The organism is Inhella sp., assembly GCF_041912635.1.
Classification (GTDB): Bacteria; Pseudomonadota; Gammaproteobacteria; order Burkholderiales; family Burkholderiaceae_C; genus Inhella.
In genome coordinates this window covers 98,178-119,017 of sequence record NZ_JAYRMO010000012.1, presented here as the reverse complement: position 1 = coordinate 119,017, position 20,840 = coordinate 98,178, and the positions used below count along the sequence as shown (strand labels likewise).

The following is a 20,840-nucleotide window of genomic DNA, read 5'->3' as shown; positions in this document are numbered from 1 at the left end:
ATGCGGCGCGCCGGTCGGGGTGAAGACCACCAGCTGCCAGGTGCTGGCGGTGAGGTGCAGGCGGTGGCTGGCGTCCTCCACCCAGGCCTCCCCAGACCAGCCATCGAAGCAGTGATCGAGCGCCAGGTCGGCCACCGCGGCATCCAGCGGCCCCTGCGCCACGCGGCTGCGCGGCAGCGCATCGGCGCCGGCCTCCCAGCGGCCCGCCACCTGCGTGCGCAGCCGGCTGCCGGGGCGGTGCAGGAAGTAGGGGTGCCAGCCCAGGCCGGCGGGCTGCACGCGCGTGTCGGTGTTGCGCAGGCTGATCTCCCAGCGCAGCGCATCGCCCAGCAGGGTGAAGCGCTGGATGGCCTCGAAGGCGAAGGGCCAGTCGGCATCCGGCGCGTGGCGCAGGCGCAGCTCGGCGCGCTGGGGGTGGCGGCCGACGACCTCCCAGGCGCGCTGCCAGCCCACGCCGTGCAGGGAATGCGGGTGCTCGCCAAAGTTCGGCCGCGTGCGGTGGCGCCGGCCCTGCCAGTCGAACTGGCAGTGACCGATGCGGTTCGAGTAGGGCAGCATCGCAAAGCCGGCGGATTGGCGCGGCCCTTGGAGCGCTTCAGCCGCGGTGCTGCGCAGCAGGGGTTCGTCGTTCCACCACAGGCCGGCCAGGCTGGCTCCCAGGTCCGGCCGCAATTCGGCGCGCAGGGCGCCGCATTGCAGCGCCAGGGCGGGCGTCGTTTCGGTGATCACCATCCGGGCGGCAGCAGCTCGCTGAGCTGCACGGGCAGGCCGGTTTCGATCGAGCGGTGCGCGGCCAGGCCGGTGATGACGCTGCGCAGGCCCTCTTCCAGCGGGATCTCGGGCGGCAGACCTTCGCGCACGGCACGGGCGAACTGCTGGTGCTCGATGAAGGAGGCGCCAAAGTGCTGGCCGGGGTAGCGGATATTCGTGTCCCACACGCGCCGCACGGCCACGCCGCGGCCGGTGCCCGAGGGCTGGCCCCAGGCGGCGCGGCGGCCCCAGTCGGCGCGGCGGCTGTGGCGCAGCTGCAGCGAAGGCAGCAGGGATTCGAGCTTGCCCTCGTCGCCCACCACCACGATGTGCTCGTTGTCCATCGAGCCCTCGGCAAACATGCACAGGTCCAAGAGCGCGCGCGCGCCACTCGGGTACTCGACGACGACGTAGGCGCTGTCCAGGATGTCCGGGCGGCGGCCGCCGTAGTCTTCGTCCAGGTGGTTGACGCGCTGGGCGCCGGAGGCGAACACGCGCAGCGGTTGTTCCTTCAGGATCAGGTCCATCAGGTTGAAGTAGTGGCAGCACTTCTCCACCAGGGTGCCGCCGGTGTTGGCGGTGAAGCGGTTCCAGTCGCCCACCTTGGGGTAGAACGGTTCGCGGTGCTCGCGGATGGCCACCTGGTGCACCGTGCCCACCTCGCCGGCATGGGTCATGCGGATCATCTCCGCCACCGGCGGCATGTAGCGGTACTCCTGCGCCACCCAGACGAGCCCAGAGCGCCCTTGCGCCAAGCGCAGCATCTCCAGGCCGTCTTCCACGCGGGTGACGAGGGGCTTCTCGATCAGGATGTGCAGGTCCGCTTTAGCCAGCACGGCGCGCATCATGTCGATGTGGGTGAAGTTGGGCGTGGCGATGACCACGGCGTCACACAGATCGGCCTCGACCAGGGCCTGCGCGGTCTCGAACGTCGGCACGGGTGCATCCAGCTGGGCCAGTGCGGCCTGCAGGCTGGGGGCATGCGGGTCGGCCAGCGCGGTGACGCGGGCGTTGCCCAGTGCGCAGATGTTCTCGATGTGCTCGCGGCCCATGCTGCCGCAGCCCACGATGCCGTAGCGAATCAGTTGCTGGCTCATCCTTTCAAACCTCCTTGGGTCAGCCCGCCGACCACGCGTTCCTGGAACAGCGCGATCAACACGGCCACCGGCACGATGGCGACCACCAAGGCCGCCGAGATGATGGGCCAGGGGAAGGCGAACTCCCCCTGGTACAGCGTGATGCCCACCGGCACCGTGCGCATGCTCGCGCTGGCATTCAGCGACAGCGCGAGCAAGAACTCGTCCCAGGCGTTCACGAAGGCCAGGATGCCGGCCGTGAAGAGGCCCGGTGCCGCCAGCGGCAGCACCACCTTGACCAGCGCACCGATGCGGGTACAGCCGTCGATCAGCGCGGCGTTTTCCAGGTCGCGCGGAATGCTCTGGAAAAAGCTCACCAGCACCAGGGTGCACACCGGCAGGTTCAGCACCACATAGGGCAGCACCAGCGCGGTGTAGGTATTCAACAGGCCCAGCACACGCATGGTTTCGAAGATCGGCACCAGCAGCGTGACCAGCGGAAACATGCTGCTGGCCACGATGGCGGTAAGCACCAGCTGGCGGTGGCGCAGGTTCAGGCGCGCAATGGCGTAGGCCGCGCCGGTGGCCACCAGCAGCGAACCCAGCGTGGCCAGGCCGGCCACGATGAAGCTGTTGCCCAGGTAGCTGAGCAGCGGCTGGTCGGCAAACGCGCGGGCGTAATTGGCCAGCGAGGGCGCTTGCGGCAGGTAGCTGATGGGCTGCTGCACCAGCTCGGCCTCAGACTTGAGCGAGGTCAGCAGCACCCACAGTGCCGGGAAGAAGCCATTGATGACGACGATGGCGGCCGCCAGCCGGCGCAGCGCGGGGGATTCGAACCAGCGGTCGAGGGCGTTCCCAGTCATGGTCACTCTTTTCCGATGCGGCGCAGGTACACCGCGGTGACGCACAGCGAGATCAGGAACATCGCCACCGCCTGGGTGGAGCCGTAGCCCACGTCCAGGTAGTCGATGGTGGTCTTGTGGATCAGCATGGCCAGGGTCTCGGTGGTGTGGCCGGGGCCGCCGCGCGTCATCGTGAAGGGGATGTCGAAGGTCTGCAGCGCGGTGATGGTGCGGAAGATCAGCGCCACCACGATGGAGGGCATCAGCATGGGCACGGTGATCTGCCAGAACTGCTGCCAGCGGCTGGCGCCGTCCACCTCGGCCGCTTCATAGAGCGAGCGCGGAATCATCTGCAGCCCGGCCAGCAGGATCAGCGCCATGAAGCTGCTGGTCTTCCAGATGATGGCGATGCAGATGGCCGCCAGCCCGAGGCCGCGGTCCAGCAGCCACATCGGCGGCTCCTGCATGCCCAGCCGCACCAGCAGGTCGTTGACGATGCCGTAATCGGTGTGGAAGAACCAGGCAAAGATCAGGCCCACGAAGGACAGCGGCAGCGCCCAGGGCAGCAGCAGCGCCAGGCGCACCGGCCAGCGGCGCTTGAAGGGCAGGTTGGCCAGCAGCGCCAGACCCATGCCCACCACCAGCGCGCCGGGCACGGTGATGGCGGTGATGAGCAGGGTGTTGCCCAGCGCGCTCCAGAACTCGCGGTCCTGCAGCAGGTCGGCGTAGTTCTGCAGGCCCACGAAGCGCGCCACGCTGCCGCCCGAGAGCCGCAGCTCGAAGCCGCTGTTCCAGATCAGCCGCAGGATGGGGTAGGCCACGATCAGCGCCAGCAGCGCGAACGCGGGCGCCAGCAGCAGCACGGCCAGGGTGCGGTCGCTCGGGTCCAGCAGGCGCTCGCGCCAGCTGGGTTGCCACTTGTTCGGGGCGTCCTTCATCGCCTCGCCCTTCATCGCATCACCCGTTTGAGGCGGGATTCGACATCGGCCGCCGCGTCCGCCGGCTTGCGCGAACGCGCCAGCACCGCATTGGTGGCGCTGCGCAGCGCATCGCTGACCTCGCCGTAGCGGGCCGTCACCGGGCGGCTGCGGGCGTGGCGCACCACGGCCGCGGCATCGGCAAACCAGGGCACCTGGGCCACCACCTCGGGGTGGGTGTAGAGCTCGGCGTAGGTGGGCAGCAGCGCGCCGCGCACGGCCAGGAAGCGGCTGGCCTCGGGCGTGCTGAGGAACTGCACCAGGCGCGCGGCCTCGGCCTTGTGGCGGCTGAAGGCGCTCACCGCCCACTGCCAGCCACCGGTGCAGGTGGCGCTCTGGCCCCCGGTCATCGCCGGCAGGGGCATCACGCCCACCTTGCCGCGCACCTGGCTGTCGGCGTCCTGCTCGAAGCGGTCCCAGGCCCAGCTCCAGTTCAGCGCGAACAGCACCTTGCCGGCCTTGAATTCATTGACGGTGTCGGGGGTCTTGACCTCAGCGACGTTGCGCTTGATGACGCCCTGGTCCATCAGCGTCACCCACTGCTGCAGGCCGCGCGCGGCGGCCGTGGCGTCGAACACCGAGCGGCCTTGGGCGTCCTGCACCGCCTTGCCCTGGCTCCAGTAGGGCAGCAGGAAGGTGCAGACCGCGCCTTCCACCGGTGCGCCCTGCAGGCTCAGGCCCTGCAACTTGGGGTTGGCTTCGGCCTGCTGGATCTGCCGGGCCACACGGCCCAGTTCGTCCCAGGTGCGCGGCTGCTGCAGGCCGTACTTCTCCAGCAGGTCGCGGCGGTAGTACATGAAGAGCGCATCGGCAAAGGCCGGCAGCGCGGCCACCCGGCCTTGCACCACATTGGCCTCGCGGTACACGGCCAGGTAGGGCGCCAACAGTTGTTCGGCGGGGCCGAGGTGCGCGTCCAGCGGCTCCAGCCAGCCGGCCTGGAAGTACTGCGCGGGGTTGACGATGTCGATCAGGAAGGCGTCGAGCGCGTCGTCGCGTGCGTTCAGCACGGTGCTGAGGTACTGGCGCTGCAGATCCGAAGTGGCGCCGCCGGTTTCGATGTCGATCTTCAGCCCGGGCTTGTCGGCCAGGTACTGGTCGAACAGCGCGCGCATCAGGTCCGGCCGCTGGTTGCTTCCGCCCACGAAGACGCGCAGGCGCACTTCGGCCAGCGCGCCCAGGCTCAGGCTCAGGGCCAGCAGGAAGGCGAGCAGGCGTTTCATGCGGAACGCAGCGCGCGGCCGTCGTTGGCGTCGAACAGGTGCAGCTGGGCGCCGGCCAGGTGCAGGGTCAGCGCCTGGCCGCTCTGGCCGTGGAAGTCCGCGCCCACGCGCGCCACCAGCTCGTGCTCGCCCACCTGCACGGTGAGCAAGGTCTCGGCGCCCAGGGGTTCGACGAGCGAGAGCGTGCCCTGCAGCTGCAGGTCGGCATCGGGGCGCGGTTGCAGGGTCAGGTTCTCAGGCCGCACGCCCAGCACCTGGGTGCCGCTATGGCCCTTCAAGTGCGCGGGCAGCGCCAGGCGCACGCCATGGCCCAGCTCGGCCTGGCCGTCCTGCAGCGTGCAGCGCAGCAGGTTCATGGGCGGGGCGCCGGTGAAGCCGGCCACGAACTGCGCCGCGGGGCGGTTGTAGACGGCCTCGGGCGTGTCGAACTGCATCTTGTGCCCGCCCTGCAGCACGCAGATGCGGTCGGCCAGGGTCATGGCCTCGGTCTGGTCGTGCGTCACATAGACGATGGTGGCCCCCAGGCGCTGGTGCAGGCGCTTGATCTCGGCGCGCATCTCGTTGCGCAGCTGGGCGTCAAGGTTGGAGAGCGGCTCGTCAAACAAAAACACCTTGGGCTGGCGCACGATGGCGCGGCCGATGGCCACGCGTTGGCGCTGGCCGCCGGAGAGTTCGCGCGGCTTCCTCTGCAGCATGTGCTCGATGCGCAGCAGCGCGGCCACCTCGCCCACGCGGCGCTGCACCTCGGCCTCGGGCGTCTTGCGCAGGCGCAGGCCGAAGGCCATGTTCTCGAACAGGGTCTTGTGCGGGTAGAGCGCGTAGTCCTGGAACACCATGGCGATGTCGCGGGCGCGCGGCGGGCGCTCGTTCACCACCTCGCCGTCGATCAGGATCTCGCCGCCGCTGATGGTTTCGAGCCCCGCGATCATGCGCAGCAGGGTGCTCTTGCCGCAGCCCGAGGGGCCGACGAAGACGACGAACTCGCCCTGGCGGACTTCCAAGTCAATGCCGTGAATGATGGGCACGCGCCCGTCGTAGCTCTTGCGCACCTGGCGCAGTTCGATGGCGGCCATGGGTCTCTCAATAACCGCTGGAAGCGGCAGGGGCCGCGCCGTTCTGGCGCAAGGCGGCCAGGCCGGCCTGGGCGGACTGCATCAGCAGCCCCAGGTCCGAGGCCAGAGCCACGAAATCAAAGCCGGCTTCGCGGTAGCGCTGCACCGCCGCGGGGTTGCCGCCCACGGTGCCCACCGGCTTGCCCAGCTGCCGGCAGCGCTGGGCAGCCTGCTGCATCAGCGCAAACACCTCTGGGTGCGTCAGCTCGCCCACATGGCCCATGGCGGCCGAAAGATCCGCCGGGCCGAGGAACAGCGCATCCACGCCCGGCACCGCAGCAATCGCATCCAGCTGCGCCACGGCCTGCGGGGTTTCGAGCTGCAGCACCACGCAGATGCCCTGGTTGGCCTGCTTCAGGTAGTTCGGTGTGGTGCCGAAGGCCGAAGCGCGGCTCATGCCCGCCATGCCGCGCACGCCCTCGGGCGGGTAGCGGGTGGCGGCCACGGCGGCGCGGGCCTCGTCGGCGTTCTGCACAAAGGGCACCAGCAGGCTGGTGGCCCCGGCATCGAGCACGCGCTTCATCAGCACGGTCTCGTTCCAGGGCACCCGCACCAGCGGGGCCATGGGCGTGCAGCCCACGGCCTGCAGCAGCTGCGCAAGGCCCAGCAGGTCCAGCGGGCTGTGCTCCATGTCCAGCACGCCCCAGTCGAAACCGGCGCGGCCCATGGCCTCGGCCACGATGGGGCTGGCCGACATCACCCAACTGCCCAGCGGGCAGTGGGTGGCGCGGGCCGCCAGCAGCTCGCGAAAGGCGTTGCGCATCAGAAGTCGTAGCGCAGGTTGACGCCGAAGTAGCGGCTGTCGTCGCGCGGCACGTAGCGGTTGATGTTGGTGCCGGAGTTCTGCACCAGGGTGGCGTAGGACTTGTCGCCCAGGTTGCGGCCGATCAGCGCCACACTCCAGCCATCGGTGCTCTGCAGCGCCACGCGGGCGTTGTAAATCGTGTACTCGGGCTGGAAGGAATTGGGCTGCTGCTGCAGGTCGAACTGCACCTTGGTCTGCCAGGTGGCGTCAAAGCCGTAGTCCAGGCTCAGGCTGTCGGTGATGGACTGGGTGTACTTCAGGCGCAGGCTGGCCTTCCAGTCGGGCGAGAAGGGCAGCGGCTTGCCATTGATGTTGCAGCTGGAGGCCGCGCCGGGCGGGCAGTTGAAGTTCTTGACGCGCGCCTTGATGTTGGCGACGTTGAAGCTCACGTTCAGTCCGGCGGTGGGGCGGGCGGTCAGGTCCATCTCGATGCCCTTGGTGCTGACTTCACCGGCATTGATGAGGCGCGTGACGATGGTGCCGTTGACGAGGTCGGGCACATTGGCCTGGTAGCCGTTGTATTCGGTGTCAAAGGCCGCCAGGTTGACGCGCAGGCGGCGGTCCAGCAGCTCGCTCTTCAGGCCGACCTCGACCGATTTGCTCTTCTCGGGCGCGAGCACGTTTTCCTGCGTGGGCGACATGTTGAAGAACACGTTGTAGGCCGGGCCCTTGTAGCCGCGCGAGTAGGTGGCGTAGGCCATCATGTCCGGCGTGATGTCGTACTGCGGGCCGATGCGGCCGGAGACCGCGTCGACATCGGTGGAGCCGTTCACGGTGGCGCGCGTGGCGCCCACGCCCGGCAGGCCGGCCGCGCTGGCCACGCGGCCGTGGTAGTACGAGAGCTCGTCCTGCGTGTAGCGCAGGCCGAAGATCGAGCGCAGCTCGGGGCTGATGTTCAAGGTGCCCTCGCCGAACACGGCCTTGCTCTTGCTGCGCACGCCGTAGGTGGCCACGCCGTTGCCGACGACGGTGGAAGCCGCCGTGCAGGGGACCAGCCCGGAGGGCAGGGGGGTGGCGGTGCTGGCGTTGCAGGCGGTCACGTCGCGGCGGTACACCTCGTCGTTCTTGCCGTCGAAATAGAACAGGCCGGCGACGTAGTCAAAGGTCTGCTTGCCATTGCTGGCCACGCGCAGCTCCTGCGTGAACTGGCTGAAGTCCAGCGTGCCTTCATCGGCCTGCTGGGGCAGCGAGCGGTAGGGCTTGGGCAGGCGGTCCTGGTCCTGGAACTGGTGGTTCTCCCAGCCGCGGTGGGCGGTGATGGAGGTCAGCGTGATGCTGGGCAGGGTGTAGTCCACCTGGGCCGAGAGACCCTGGTTGGTGTCCGTCACGCGCGTCAGCATCTCGCTGTTGATCTGGCGGTTGGTGGGCGAGGGGATCACCGGCGCCACGGCCGCGGCGTAGAGCGGGTTGGCCGTCACCGCATTGGTGGGGTAAGTCGCCACATTGGTGCCGTAAGGCACGCCGGTGGGGGTGGTGTCCTTGGAGCGCGTGTAGTCGGCGATCAGCGTGACTTTGAGCTCGCTCATGGGCTGGAACTCGACGCGGCCGCGCACGCCGTCGCGGTCGTAGCCGTTGACCTTGCTGCCATCGGCCACATTGGTGACGTTGCCGTCGAACTTGGCCGACATCAGCGACAGCGAGCCGCGCAGCTCGCTCGTGCCTCCGAACACGCCGGCGCGGATGCGGTGCTCACCGCCCTGGAAGGCCGACAGGTCCAGGTAGCCGCCCTTGCCCTTGGCCGCGGGGCGGGTGACGATGTTGATCACACCGGCCGAGGAGTTCTTGCCGAACAGCGTGCCCTGCGGGCCGCGCAGGATCTCGATGCGGTCCACCTCCACCAAATCCAGCGTGGCCTGGCCGGGGCGGGCGGTGACGACGCCGTCCAGCACCATCGACACCGTGGGCTCCACGCCCGGCGAGGTGGAGATGGTGCCCACGCCGCGGATGAACAGCGCTGAATCCTTGTTCGAGGCGTTGCTGCGGTAGTTCACCGTGGGCAGCTGGGCGGTGATGGTGGAGAGGTTGTTGAGGTTCATCTCCTCCAGCACGCCGCCGCCGATCACCGAGACCGCCAGCGGCGTCTTCTGCAGCGGCTGGATGCGCTTGGTGGCGGTGACGACCACGGCCTCCAGCTTGGTCGGGTCCTTGGCCTCTTCCTTGGCGGCTTCGGCACTCTGGGCCTGGGCGCTGAATGCGGTGGAAGCCGCCAAGGCCAGCAGGCTCAGGCGAAAGGCAGGGGTGCGGGGGGTGAAGGGCATGGTGGTCTCCGGCGGGGTGTTTGGAAGAGGGGTCGCAGCCATCAGAAGATGGTCGGCTCGGGGGTCGGAAGCGCGTCGTGCAGGAAATCGAAATCGCAGCCCTCGTGAGCCTGCGTCACATGCTCTTGGTAGAGCCGGATGTAGCCGCGCCGGTAGGGCGAAACGGGGGCTTTCCAGGCGGCACGGCGACGCGCCAGTTCGGCGTCGTCCACGCGCAACTGCAGGCGGCGCTCGGGCAGGTTCAGCTCGATCAGGTCGCCCGTCTGCACCAGGGCCAGCGGCCCGCCCACTGCGCTTTCGGGCGAGATGTGCAGCACGCAGCTGCCGTAGTGGGTGCCGCTCATGCGCGCGTCGGAAAGCCGCACCAGGTCGCGCACGCCGCGTTCCAGCAGCTTCTTGGGGATGGGCAGGCCGCCCCACTCGGGCATGCCGGGCGCACCCACCGGGCCGGCGTTGCGCAGCACCATCACGGTGTTCTCGTCGCAGTCCAGCTCGGGGTCGGCGCAGCGCGCCATCATCTCGGCGGGGTTGTCGAACACCAGGGCCTTGCCAATGTGGTGGAAGTAGCGCGGGCTGGCGGCGCTGGTCTTCATCACCGCGCCTTCGGGGGCCAGGTTGCCGCGCAGCACGGCCAGGGCGCCGGCCTCGCTTACGGGCCGATCGAGCGGGCGGATCACTTCGTCGTCCAGGCTCTCGCGGCCGGCAATCGTCTCGCCCAGGCGCTGGCCGGTCACCGTCAACTCATCCAGGCTGAGGTGCGCGCGGATGCGGTTCAAGAGCGCGGGCAGGCCACCGGCGTAGTGGAAGTCCTCCATCAGCCGGTCTCCACTGGGGAAGAGGTTGGCCAGCACCGGCACGCGCCGGGCCATGGCGTCCAGGTCGTCCAGGTTCAGCTCGACCCCGGCGCGGCGCGCCAGCGCCATCACATGCACCGCGGCATTGGTGGAGCCGCCCAGCGCCATCTGCGCCGCCACGGCGTTCAGGAAGGAGCCGCGGGTCAGCAGGCGCGAGGGCTTGAGGTCTTCCCAGATCATCTGCACGATGCGCTCGCCGCAGGCGGTGGCCATGCGCACATGGGCCGAATCCATCGCCGGGATGGCGGTGGCGCCGGGCAAGGCCAGGCCCAGGGCCTCGACCATCGAGACCATGGTGCTGGCCGTGCCCATCACATTGCAGGTGCCGGGCGAGCGGGTCATCTTGGCTTCCAGATTGACCCACTCGTTGTCGCAGATGGCGCCGGCCTGGTATTCGTCCCAGAACATGCGCGTGTGGGTGCCGGCGCCCACCACGCGGGCCGGCTCGCCCTGCTTGAGGTAGCGGTCGCTCAGCATGCCGCCGGCCGGGCAGAAGAGGGTGGGCAGATCGGTGCTGATGGCGCCCATCAGCGTGCCCGGCGTGGTCTTGTCGCAGCCGGCCAGCAGCACCACCCCATCCACCGGCAGAGAGCGCAGCAACTCCTCCACCTCCATGGCCAGGAAGTTGCGGTACAGCATGGTGGTGGGCTTGACCATCACCTCACCCAGACTGAGCGCGGGCAGCTCGAAGGGCATGCCACCGGCCATCAGCACGCCGCGCTTGATGCTCTCGGCCCGCTCGCGCAGATGCGCATGGCAGGGCGAGAGGTCGCTCCAGGTGTTGATGATCGCGACGATCGGGCGCTCCAGCACGTCCTCCCGGCGCAGGCCCATTTGCTGGATACGCTGGCGGTGCGCAAAGCCACGCATGTCGGTGGCGTCGAACCAGCGACGGCTGCGCAAATCGGCGAGGGCTTTGCTTGTCATGGTCTGCAGGCGCTTTCGCACTCAAAAGTGCTGTGTTACCGCTAACATCATTCGATGCAGGAGAGGTTTTGAGCCATTCAAGGAAACCCTTAGTAACGGGCTGGCGCCCGCTTTGGCCGTGAGTCGCAGACCCCGCCGCGGCCATGGCCGCCCCACGCTGGACGACGTGGCGCAGGCTGCTGGCGTGACGCGGATTACCGTGTCGCGCTTTTTCCACAGCCCGGACAAGCTGGCCCCCGAAACCGCCGCCCGCGTGCGCGCCGCGGTGGACGAAGTGGGCTACGTGCCCAATGCCCAGGCCGGCCAGCTGGCCAGCGGGCGCTCGCGCGTGGTGGCGGCGCTGGTGCCCAACCTCGGCTACTCGATCTTTGCCGAGACCATCCAGGGCCTGAGCGAGGGCCTGATGGACAGCGGCTACGAGCTGATGCTGATGCCAACCAACTACTCGCTGGAGCGCGAGGAGCGCCAGCTGCGCGCGCTGATGGCCTGGTCGCCCAGCGCCCTGGTGCTCACCGGCCGCCGCCATTCCGCCGCCGCTGAACAACTGCTGAACGGCCTGCGCGAGCAGGGCACGCCGGTGGTGGAGATCTGGGACCGCCCCGACGCGCCGAACGAGCCCGGGGCCCCTGCGCGCATCGGCTTCGACCACCGCGAGATCGGCATGCGCATGGCGCGCCACCTGCTGGAGCTGGGCCACCGCCACCTTGGCTATGTGGACAACCCGGTGGCCGAGGACTACCGCGCCCGGGAGCGCCACGCCGGCTTTGCCGCCGCCGCCGCCCAGGCCGGCGCCCGGCTGGACGAAGTGCAGGCCCCGCCTGGCGACAGCTTCGACTCCGGCCGCTGGGCGCTGCAGCAGCTGCTGGCGCGCCAGCCCGCGCCCAGCGCCGTGGCCTTTGCCAACGACCTGCTCGCCGCCGGCGCCTGGGTGGACCTGCAAGCCCTGGGCAGTTCCCCCAGCAGCGGCCCGGCCCTGCTGGGCTTTGGCGACTTCCCCATCAGCCGCCAGGTGCGGCCCATGCTCTCCACCGTGCACACGCCCAATGCCGAGATCGGCCGCAGCGCCGCGCGCAGCCTGCTGGCCGCCCTGCAGAGCGGCGGCCCACCCGAGGGGCAGGCGCTGGCCTGCGAGCTGGTGGCGCGCGGCAGCACGCCGCGCCATTCATGAAGCATTAAGGAAAACACCCATCGCGTTTCTTTAACGCCTCCTTAACATCCGCTCCGCTAGCAAAGCTGAACGATTGCTGAATGCGGGCCCCGGAACCCGTTGTCAGCAGCACAACAAGGACCGAGGAGACCCCATGAACCCCACGCGCAAGCTTGCGCCCCTGGCTTTGCTGCTGCTCGCCAGCGGCGCGGCCCAGGCCCTGGACTGGACCGGCTACTTCCGCGCCGGCCCGGGCCTGACCAGCAACAACGCCAACCGCGCCTGTTACGGCCTGAACGGCGGCAGCTCCGGCATGAAGTACCGCCTGGGCAATGAATGCGATCTGTACGGCGAGTTCCAGCTCGACCAGGCCTTCAAGAAGGACGGCCTTGAGTACAAGGTCAGCCTGATGACCAACCACTACACAGGTAACACCGACACCGACGGCAAGGGCCTGGCCATCGAGCAACTCTGGGCCGAGGTCAAGGGCATCGACCTGGCGCCCGAGGCCACCTTCTGGGTCGGCAAGGAGCGCGGCCGCCGCGGCGATGTGCACATCACCGACACCCAGATCGTCGAGATGAAAGGCGTGGGCTTTGGCGTCAAGAACCTGGGCGGCCGCTTTGGCGTGGCCTATTACAAGAACGACGACCAGCCACAGAAGCCCGGCCACCGTATCAACTTTGAGTGGCTGAACCTGCCGGCCAACCAGGATGCCGCGCTGAACGTCTTCGCCACCCTCACCAAGGGCGACTTCCAGGGCGGCACCACCGGGGCCGGCCTGTCGCTGCGGCACGATCAGAAGAAGCTCTTCGGCACCGGCCTGTCCAACACCCTGTGGCTGCAGTACGCCCAGGGCTCGGCCGCCGTGAACAGCAACTTCGGCGACCTGACGGCCGGCAGCCAGGCCAAGGGCTGGCGCCTGGTGAACGCCCTGAACGGCCAGAGCGGCGCGGTGGGCGGGCAGCTGCACCTGCTGCTGGCCAAGGAAAGCGACAAGTCGGGCAAGGACACCACCTCGGCCTCGCTGGGCGGGCGCGTGAGCGTGGGCATGAGCCGCAACCTCAAGTTCCTGACCGAGCTGGGCGTCTCGCAATACAAGCCCGAGGGCGGCAGCACCGCACGCCTGAGCAAGCTGACCGTGGGGCCGGCGCTGTCGATCGACAACAGCTTCTGGTCCCGCCCCGAGCTGCGCCTGTACGTGACGCATGCGCGCTGGAACAAGGCCGCAGGTAACGTGACCGGCAACGCCGCCTTCGCCAACAAGACCTCCGGCACCAGCGCTGGTGCCCAGGTCGAGTGGTGGTTCTGAACAAGCTCATGGAGACCAAGATGAACAAGCAAGTGATCGCGCTCGCCCTGGGCCTGATGTTCGGCGCCGCGCAAGCCGGCGAAGTGGAAGTGCTGCACTGGTGGACCGCCGGCGGCGAAGCCAAGGCCGCCCAAGGGCTCAAGGCCAGCCTGCAGGCGAAGGGCCACAGCTGGAAGGACTTCGCCGTGGCCGGTGGCGGTGGCGATTCGGCCATGACGGTGCTGAAGAGCCGCGTGGTCTCGGGCAATGCCCCGGCGGCGGCCCAGATCAAGGGCCCCAGCATCCAGGAATGGGCGCGCGAGGGCCTGCTGGCGAACATGGACGCCGTGGCCAAGGCCGAGAACTGGGACGGTGTGCTGCCCAAGGTCGTCAGCGACGTCATGAAGTACCAGGGCCAGTACGTGGCCGCGCCGGTGAACGTGCACCGCGTCAACTGGCTCTGGGCGAATGCCGAGGTGCTGAAGAAGGCCGGCGTCAAGCCGCCCAGCAGCTGGGACGAGTTCTTCACCGCCGCCGAGGCGCTGAAGAAGGCCGGCGTCATTCCGCTCGCCCATGGCGGCCAGAACTGGCAGGACTTCACCACCTTCGAATCGGTGGCCCTGGGCGTGGGCGGCGCGGACTTCTACAAGAAGGCCCTGGTGCAGCTGGATGCCGCAGCCATCAACAGCGCCACCATGGACAAGGTGTTGGAGACCTTCCGCCGCGTGAAGGCCTACACCGACAAGAACGCCCCCGGCCGCGACTGGAACCTGGCCACCGCCATGGTCATCAAGGGCGAGGCCGGCATGCAGCTGATGGGCGACTGGGCCAAGGGTGAGTTCATCGCCGCCGGCAAGGCGCCGGGCAAGGACTTCGTCTGCGTGGCCGCCCCCGGCACCGCCAAGGCCTTCACCTTCAATGTGGATAGCTTCGCCCTCTTCAAGCTGAAGAAGGCCGACGCCCAGGCCGCGCAGCGCGACTTCGCCTCCGCCGTCATGTCGCCCGCCTTCCAGGAGCTGTTCAACCTGAACAAGGGCTCCATTCCGGTGCGCACCGACCTGAAGATGGACAAGTTCGACGACTGCGCGCGCCTGAGCAACCAGGACTTCCTGGCCACCGCCAAGGCCGGCAGCCTGGTGCCCTCGATCGCCCACGGCATGGCCGTGCCCTCGGCGGCCGAAGGTGCGATCAAGGACGTCGTCAGCCAGTTCTGGAACAACGACACCATGACCGTGGCGCAGGCCAAGCAGCGCATCGCTGCCGCCGCCAAGACCCAGTAAGCCGGGCCAAGAGTTTGTCCGTCAATAGGCGGGCGGAGGCTGGCGAGCCGATTTGGGATGCCGGGCAAGGCGCAACACCGCAGCAATGCCCGGAGGCATTGCGAGGATTTGCAACGCCGCCCGGCGCCCAAAGCGACCGCCGCGCCGACCCCGCTTATTGGCGGGCAAGCTCTTCACCCTCGGGGCGCCCACCGCCCCTGTCTGCATGCCGGTGGCACTCCCGCCGGTTTGGGATTCCCGCCCTGCCCACAGGGCAGGGCGGGGCCCTTTTTTGGTTGCGGCTATGAACACACCCCTCGCGCGCACACCCTGGCTGCCCAAGCTGGTGCTCGCACCTTCATTCGCGCTGGGCCTGGCCTTCATCTACGGCCTGATGGCCTGGAATGGCTACCTCAGCTTCTCGGCCAGCCGCCTGCTGCCCAATTACGAGTGGGCCGGCCTGGTGCACTACCAGGCCCTGTGGGGCAACGAGCGCTGGTGGCTGGCGCTGCGCAACCTGGCCGTGTTCGGCGGGCTCTTCATCGGCGGCGCCATGGCCCTGGGCCTCTTGATGGCGGTGCTGCTGGACCAGAAGGTGCGCGCGGAAGGGGCGCTGCGCACGGTCTTCCTGTACCCGATGGCGCTCAGCTTCATCGTCACCGGCACGGCCTGGAAGTGGATCCTCAACCCCGGCCTGGGCCTGGAGAAGCTGCTGCACGACTGGGGTTTCGAATCCGCCCAGTTCAGCTGGCTGATCGACCCCGAGATGGCGATCTACTGCGTCGTCATCGCGGCGATCTGGCAGAGCAGCGGCTTCGTGATGGCGCTCTTCCTGGCCGGCCTGCGCTCCATCGACGACTCCATCTTGAAGGCCGCGCAGGTCGATGGCGCCAGCCTGCCGCGCATCTACTGGCGCATCCTCATCCCCAGCCTGCGCCCGGTGTTCTTCTCCACGCTGATGATCGTGGCGCACCTGGCCATCAAGAGCTTTGACCTGGTGATGGCGCTCACCGCGGGCGGCCCCGGCTATGCCACCGACCTGCCGGCCACCTTCATGTACACGATGGCCTTCACGCGCGGCCAGATCGGCCTGGGTGCGGCCAGCGCCACCATGATGCTGGCCACGCTGGCGGCCATCGTCGTGCCCTATTTGTATTCGGAACTGCGGAGCAAGAAGGCATGAAGCCGCATCGCTTGATCCTCTGGGGCGCGCTGCTGCTGCTGGCCCTGTTCTTCCTGCTGCCGCTCTATGTGATGCTGGCCACTGCGTTCAAGAGCATGGACGAGGTGCGCGCCGGCGGCCTCTTGAGCCTGCCGCAGACGCTGGACTTCGGCGCCTGGGCCAAGGCCTGGGGCACGGCCTGCACCGGCATGCAATGCGGCGGCCTGAAGCCCTATTTCTGGAACTCCGTGGCCATGGTGGTGCCGGCGGTGGCCATTTCCACGGCACTGGGCGCACTGAACGGCTATGTGCTGACGCAGTGGCGCTTCCGTGGCAGCGAGCTGCTGTTCGCGCTGCTGCTGTTCGGCGTGTTCATGCCCATGCAGGTGGTGCTGCTGCCCATGAGCCAGGTGCTGGGCTGGTTCGGCCTGGCCGACCACCTGGGCGGCCTGGTGCTGGTGCATGTGCTGGCCGGCCTGCCCAGCACCACCCTGTTCTTCCGCAACTACTACCTGGGCGTGCCGGGCGAACTGCTGAAGGCCGCGCAGCTGGATGGCGCGGGCTTCTGGACCTTCTTCTGGCGCGTGCTGCTGCCGCTCTCGGGCCCGATTGCGGTGGTGACGGTGATCTGGCAGTTCACCGCCATCTGGAACGACTTCCTCTACGGCGCGGTGTTCAGCGGTTTCGACAACAAGCCCATCACCGTGGGCCTGAACAACCTGGCCAACACCAGCAGCAGCGTCAAGGAATACAACGTGGACATGGCCGGCGCGCTGATCGCGGCGCTGCCCACGCTCGCGGTGTATGTCCTGGCCGGCAAGTACTTTGTGCGCGGCCTCACCGCCGGCGCCGTGAAAGGCTGACATGCAAGCACTCAAGATCGAAGGCATCCGCAAGACCTTCCACCAGACCGAAATCCTCAAGGGCATCGACATCGCCATCGAGCCCGGCGAGTTCCTGATCCTGGTCGGCCCCTCGGGCTGCGGCAAGAGCACCCTGTTGTCGATGATCGCCGGGCTCGAACAACCCACCAGCGGTCGCATCCTGCTGGGCGAGCGCGACATCACCGCGCTGCCCAGCAAGGACCGCGACATCGCCATGGTGTTCCAGAGCTATGCGCTCTACCCCAACATGAACGTGGCGCAGAACATCGCCTTCGGCCTGGAGATGCGCAAGGTGCCCAAGCCCGAGCGCGAGGCCACCGTGAAGAAGGTGGCGGCCATGCTGCAGATCGAGCACCTGCTGGAACGCCGCCCCGCGCAGCTGAGCGGCGGCCAGCGCCAGCGCGTGGCGATGGGCCGGGCGCTCGCGCGCGCGCCGCAGCTCTTTCTGTTCGACGAGCCGCTCTCCAACCTCGATGCCAAGCTGCGCGTGGAAATGCGCGCCGAGATCAAGCTGCTGCACCAGCGCACCCGCACCACCACGGTGTACGTGACGCACGACCAGGTCGAGGCCATGACCCTGGGGGACCGCATTGCCGTGATGAAGGACGGCCAGGTGCAGCAGTTCGGCACCCCGCACGAGATCTACACGCGGCCGGCCACCGTCTTCGTGGCCGAGTTCATCGGCTCGCCGCAGATCAATTGGATTGCGGCGCAGCGGCAGGGGGCGGGGCTGGCGGCGCATGGGCTCGAGCTGGCCTTGAACGCCGAGCAAGGTGCAGCGCTTGCAGGGGCCGGTGCTGAGTGCTTGTATGGCCTGCGGCCGGAGGCGCTGCAGCTGGCGGGGGAGGGGCTGCCGGGGCGCGTTCACATGATCGAGCCCACGGGGCCGGAGACCTATTTGTGTGCCGACACCCCCGTGGGCCGGCTGACGGCGCGCGTGCCCGGCGAGGTGCGCGAGCGGGTGGGGGATGCGGTGCACCTGCGCTGGGTGCCGGAGGCGGTGCATCTGTTTGATGCGGGGACGCAGCGCAGGGTGGCTTGAGCGACTCTGCGCCGTGTGGGGCTTCGCGTGGGAGCCCCGGCGGACTCAATGGCGAGGGCGTGCCCAGTCAGTCGTCGTCATCGTCATGGTGCCCCCGCTCTCCACGGTGCCCATGCTCCACAGCCGCCACCGCCCCGCGCTCCTGCGTCCACACCCACCCCGTCCCCGCCACCAAGCCCAAGGCCAGCAGCGCCGCCACTGCCCGTCGGTCGCTACGCACCAAGTCCGGCCCCGCCCCCGGCAGCTTGCCGCTGCCCATCGGCCGCAGCAGGTTCTGGCCGCGCAGCCAGCTGCTCAGCAGCAGCAGGGCCGGGTGGGCCAGGGCAATCAGGCCCAGGCTGTTGGCGAAGAACTCGTGCACCTCCTCCATCGCCTCTTCCAGGCCGAACCATTCCTGGTAAGTGAACAGGCCGCTGAGCAGCAGCAGGGGCAGGCCCAGCAGCAGGGTCAGGGGCAGGGCGGCGAGCAGCAGGTTCTGGCCCTGGCGCCAGAAGCCCGGTCGGGGGCTGGCGCCGGCTTGCAGGGCCTCGCGCAGCCAGGCCGGGCCGCCGCTGACGCGGCGCAGCAGCATCGCCCAGCGGGCCGGGCGCGGGCCGAAGAACTGGTAGAGCAGCCAGGCCGTGAGCAGTCCGGCGATGCCGTAGCCCAGTGCCACGTGCAGGGCGCGCCAGTCGTCGGCATCGCCGGTCAGCCAGGCCAGGCCAAAGCCGAGGGCGAGCAGGGCGTGGAAGACGCGGGTGGGGGCGTCGGTGACGCGGCGGGTCGGGTTCATGGCGGCTCCTTGAAGCATGGCGGCCATTCTTTGCAGCGGGGCTTGAAGCGAAGCTGAAGCACGCGTTCATCTCCGGTTCAGACAAGCTGCTCACAATCGGCGGCATGAAAGCCCGCGCCCGCTCCTTCTGCTTCGCCCTCGGCTTGGTGCTGCTGGGCGGCTGGGCTGCGGCGGGCGAGCGCGGCGAGGCTGAGCGTGTGCGCGCCGCGGTGCTGGCCGGTGAGGTGCTGCCGCTGCCGCAGCTGCTGGAGCGCCTGCAGCGCAGCCACCCGGGCCAGGTGCTGGAGATCGAGTTGGAACGCGACGATGGCCGCTGGATCTACGAGATCAAGCTGCTGCAGGCGGGTGGCCGGCTGCTGAAGCTGGAGGTCGATGCCAAGAGCGGCACGGTGCTGAAGCAGCGCGTGCGCAGCGCACCGGCCTCGGCACCAGACTGACCATGCGCGTGCTGCTTGTTGAAGACGACACCCAGTTGCGCGAGCCGCTGCGCCGCACCCTGCTGGAGGCCGGCTACGCGGTCGACGAGGCCGCCACGGGCCCGGACGCCCTGCACCTGGGTCAGACCGAACCCTATGACGCCGTGGTGCTGGACCTGGGCCTGCCCGGGCTGGATGGCCTGAGCGTGCTGCAGCGCTGGCGCGCTGCGGGGCGCACGCTGCCGGTGCTGATCCTGACCGCGCGCGACAGCTGGCACGAGAAGGTCGCCGGCATTGACGCCGGTGCCGACGACTACCTGGCCAAGCCCTTCCACACCGAAGAGCTGCTGGCACGGCTGCGCGCGCTGATCCGCCGCGCGCAAGGCCTGGCATCGCCGCTGCTGCACTGCGGGGCGCTGAGCCTGGACACGCGCAGCGGGCGCGTGAGCCTGGACGGCGCCACGGTGAACCTGACCGCGCACGAGTACCGTCTGCTGGCCTACCTGATGCACCGGCCCGGCCAAGTGGTGTCGCGCACCGAGCTGACCGAGCACCTGTACGCGCAGGACTTCGAGCGCGACTCCAACACCATTGAGGTCTTCGTGGGCCGCCTGCGCCGCAAACTGCCCGGCGTGGCGCTGGAGACGGTGCGCGGGCTCGGCTACCGGCTGGCGGCATGAGGGCGGCGGCCTCGCTGCGCTGGCGCCTGCTGGGGCTGACGGCGCTGGCCGCCGTGCTGATCGTGTCCGGCGCTGGCGTGCTGCTGGCCGGGCTGTTCCGCGACACCGTGACGCGCCAGTTCGCCAGCACCCTGGTGAGCCAGCTGGACCAGGTGACGGCGCGCCTGGAACCTGGCGGCGCAGCGGGCGTGCAGCTGGACTCCAAGGCCTTGAGCGACCCGCGCTGGATGCGGCCTTACTCGGGCCTGTACTGGCAGATCGATGGCCCGGCCGCGCCCGGCCTGCTGCGCGCCCGCTCGCTGTGGGACGCCCAGCTGCAGGCCCCGCCCGATGCCCTGGCCGATGGCGAGGTGCATGTTCACGAGATCGTCGGCCCGAACGGCGCGGCCCTGCTGCTGGTGGAGCGCAGCGTGCGCTTCGAGGGCTCGGGCCCCTGGCGCGTGCTGGTGGCGGCGGAGCGCCGCGAAATGGACGCCACGCTGCGCCGCTTCAACACCACGCTGGCCCTGGCCCTGGCGGCCCTGCTGGGCCTGCTGGCGCTGGCGGCCTGGGCGCAGGTGGGCATCGGCCTGGCGCCGCTGCGCCGCCTGCAGGCCGCGCTGGCAGCGCTGCGCGCGGGCCAGGCCCAGCGCATCGAGGGCCAGTACCCCAGCGAGCTGCAGCCCCTGGTGCAGGGCTTCAACCAGGTGCTCAGCCAACAAGCCGAGGGCCTGGCGCGCGCGCGCACGCAGGCCGGCAACCTGGCCCACGCGCTGAAGACCCCGCTGGCCGTGCTGCAGCAGGCCGCCGAACAGGCCGGCCCCGGCGAGGCCGCGCTGGCCCTGCTGGTGACCGAACAGGTGCGCCAGGCGCGCCGCCAGGTGGATTGGCATCTGGCGCGCGCCCGTGCTGCGGCGGCCCAGACGCAGCCGGGCCTGCACACGCCCATCGCCCCGGCAGCGGCCGGCCTGCTGCGCGTGCTGGCGCGCGTGCATGCCGAATGCGGCCTGCAGTTCGACGCCAGTGGCCTGCCGGACCTCGCCTTCGCCGGCGAGGCGCAGGACCTGCAGGAGATGCTGGGCAACTTGCTGGACAACGCCTGCCACTGGGCCCGCATGAGGGTGCGCCTGAGCGGCGCGCAACAGGGCGAGCGCCTGCTGCTGAAGGTGGAAGACGATGGCCCCGGCATCCCGCCTGAACGCCGCGAGCAGGCGCTGGCGCGCGGCGGCCGCCTGGACGAAAGCCTGCCCGGCAGCGGCTTGGGCCTGGCCATCGTGGCCGAGCTGGCCGAGCTCTACGGCGGCCGCCTGCGCCTGGGCGAGGCCGAACTGGGCGGCCTGTGCGCGGAACTGGAGCTGCCGGCGCATGTGCCACCGCATGTCTGAAC

Annotated in this window: 19 protein-coding genes; 9 read left to right on the top strand and 10 right to left on the bottom strand. The window is 69.3% G+C overall.

Translation table 11 applies throughout. From position 1 onward, the window contains the following. From ACE3QP_RS09310 to ACE3QP_RS09270, 9 genes are all read right to left on the bottom strand, one after another. A partial coding sequence (locus tag ACE3QP_RS09310; RefSeq protein WP_374435465.1) for an aldose 1-epimerase occupies positions 1 to 732 on the bottom strand: 732 nt, incomplete at its 3' end. Then, positions 726 to 1,847, bottom strand: a complete 1,122-nt coding sequence (locus ACE3QP_RS09305) for a Gfo/Idh/MocA family protein (RefSeq protein ID WP_374435463.1) — start codon at positions 1,845 to 1,847, stop codon at positions 726 to 728. The genes ACE3QP_RS09305 and ACE3QP_RS09310, both read right to left, overlap by 7 nt. After that, positions 1,844 to 2,689, bottom strand: coding sequence for a carbohydrate ABC transporter permease (locus ACE3QP_RS09300; protein WP_374435461.1), 846 nt, complete (start codon positions 2,687 to 2,689; stop codon positions 1,844 to 1,846). Before ACE3QP_RS09300 ends, ACE3QP_RS09305 begins: the two co-directional genes overlap by 4 nt. Before the next feature lie 2 nt (positions 2,690 to 2,691). Beyond that, positions 2,692 to 3,606, bottom strand: coding sequence for a carbohydrate ABC transporter permease (locus ACE3QP_RS09295; protein ID WP_374435459.1), 915 nt, complete (start codon positions 3,604 to 3,606; stop codon positions 2,692 to 2,694). Positions 3,607 to 3,617: 11 nt separating this feature from the next. After that, positions 3,618 to 4,865 (bottom strand): ABC transporter substrate-binding protein, encoded by a 1,248-nt coding sequence (locus tag ACE3QP_RS09290; protein WP_374435457.1) that lies wholly within the window; start codon positions 4,863 to 4,865, stop codon positions 3,618 to 3,620. Further along, positions 4,862 to 5,938 (bottom strand): ABC transporter ATP-binding protein, encoded by a 1,077-nt coding sequence (locus ACE3QP_RS09285; RefSeq protein WP_374435455.1) that lies wholly within the window; start codon positions 5,936 to 5,938, stop codon positions 4,862 to 4,864. Before ACE3QP_RS09285 ends, ACE3QP_RS09290 begins: the two co-directional genes overlap by 4 nt. A 7-nt stretch (positions 5,939 to 5,945) precedes the next feature. Next, positions 5,946 to 6,740, bottom strand: coding sequence for an HpcH/HpaI aldolase/citrate lyase family protein (locus tag ACE3QP_RS09280; RefSeq protein ID WP_374435453.1), 795 nt, complete (start codon positions 6,738 to 6,740; stop codon positions 5,946 to 5,948). Next, positions 6,740 to 9,040 carry a TonB-dependent receptor gene (locus ACE3QP_RS09275; protein WP_374435451.1) on the bottom strand — a complete coding sequence of 767 codons (2,301 nt, stop codon included), beginning with the start codon at positions 9,038 to 9,040 and terminating at the stop codon, positions 6,740 to 6,742. Before ACE3QP_RS09275 ends, ACE3QP_RS09280 begins: the two co-directional genes overlap by 1 nt. A 41-nt stretch (positions 9,041 to 9,081) precedes the next feature. Further along, the gene (locus ACE3QP_RS09270) at positions 9,082 to 10,821 is read right to left on the bottom strand and encodes an IlvD/Edd family dehydratase (RefSeq protein ID WP_374435449.1); all 1,740 of its coding nucleotides are present in this window, start codon (positions 10,819 to 10,821) and stop codon (positions 9,082 to 9,084) included. Positions 10,822 to 10,939: 118 nt separating this feature from the next. Between ACE3QP_RS09270 and ACE3QP_RS09265 the strand changes: the two genes are divergently transcribed. The 6 genes from ACE3QP_RS09265 to ACE3QP_RS09240 all read left to right on the top strand — a co-directional run bounded on the left by ACE3QP_RS09265 (position 10,940) and on the right by ACE3QP_RS09240 (position 17,606). Further along, positions 10,940 to 11,989: a LacI family DNA-binding transcriptional regulator gene (locus ACE3QP_RS09265; protein WP_374435448.1), complete on the top strand. Its 1,050-nt coding sequence runs from the start codon at positions 10,940 to 10,942 to the stop codon at positions 11,987 to 11,989. A gap of 133 nt (positions 11,990 to 12,122) precedes the next feature. Further along, on the top strand, positions 12,123 to 13,280 hold the full coding sequence (locus tag ACE3QP_RS09260) for a carbohydrate porin (protein ID WP_374435446.1): 1,158 nt from the start codon (positions 12,123 to 12,125) through the stop codon (positions 13,278 to 13,280). 20 nt (positions 13,281 to 13,300) lie between these two features. Beyond that, complete coding sequence (locus ACE3QP_RS09255) at positions 13,301 to 14,539, top strand: ABC transporter substrate-binding protein (RefSeq protein WP_374435444.1); 1,239 nt, start codon at positions 13,301 to 13,303, stop codon at positions 14,537 to 14,539. Positions 14,540 to 14,822: 283 nt separating this feature from the next. Next, positions 14,823 to 15,701, top strand: a complete 879-nt coding sequence (locus tag ACE3QP_RS09250; RefSeq protein ID WP_374435441.1) for a carbohydrate ABC transporter permease — start codon at positions 14,823 to 14,825, stop codon at positions 15,699 to 15,701. Further along, positions 15,698 to 16,543, top strand: coding sequence for a carbohydrate ABC transporter permease (locus tag ACE3QP_RS09245; protein ID WP_374435440.1), 846 nt, complete (start codon positions 15,698 to 15,700; stop codon positions 16,541 to 16,543). Before ACE3QP_RS09250 ends, ACE3QP_RS09245 begins: the two co-directional genes overlap by 4 nt. 1 nt (position 16,544) lies before the next feature. Next, positions 16,545 to 17,606, top strand: coding sequence for an ABC transporter ATP-binding protein (locus ACE3QP_RS09240; RefSeq protein WP_374435438.1), 1,062 nt, complete (start codon positions 16,545 to 16,547; stop codon positions 17,604 to 17,606). A 67-nt stretch (positions 17,607 to 17,673) separates the two neighbouring features. Here ACE3QP_RS09240 and ACE3QP_RS09235 read toward each other — a convergent pair whose 3' ends face one another. Beyond that, positions 17,674 to 18,378 (bottom strand): cytochrome b/b6 domain-containing protein, encoded by a 705-nt coding sequence (locus tag ACE3QP_RS09235; protein WP_374435436.1) that lies wholly within the window; start codon positions 18,376 to 18,378, stop codon positions 17,674 to 17,676. Positions 18,379 to 18,482: 104 nt separating this feature from the next. On the opposite strand from ACE3QP_RS09235, the gene ACE3QP_RS09230 reads away from it, so the two are divergent. Genes ACE3QP_RS09230 through ACE3QP_RS09220 form a run of 3 tightly spaced genes read left to right on the top strand, consistent with a single transcriptional unit; the run spans position 18,483 to position 20,838 of the window. Beyond that, positions 18,483 to 18,815, top strand: coding sequence for a PepSY domain-containing protein (locus ACE3QP_RS09230; protein WP_374435435.1), 333 nt, complete (start codon positions 18,483 to 18,485; stop codon positions 18,813 to 18,815). 2 nt (positions 18,816 to 18,817) lie between these two features. Further along, positions 18,818 to 19,474: a response regulator transcription factor gene (locus ACE3QP_RS09225; RefSeq protein ID WP_374435433.1), complete on the top strand. Its 657-nt coding sequence runs from the start codon at positions 18,818 to 18,820 to the stop codon at positions 19,472 to 19,474. Continuing rightward, entirely contained in the window at positions 19,471 to 20,838 is a 1,368-nt protein-coding gene (locus ACE3QP_RS09220; RefSeq protein ID WP_374435431.1) for a sensor histidine kinase, read from the top strand. The genes ACE3QP_RS09225 and ACE3QP_RS09220 overlap by 4 nt, the downstream gene beginning before the upstream one ends. The last annotated feature ends 2 nt before the right edge of the window (positions 20,839 to 20,840 follow it).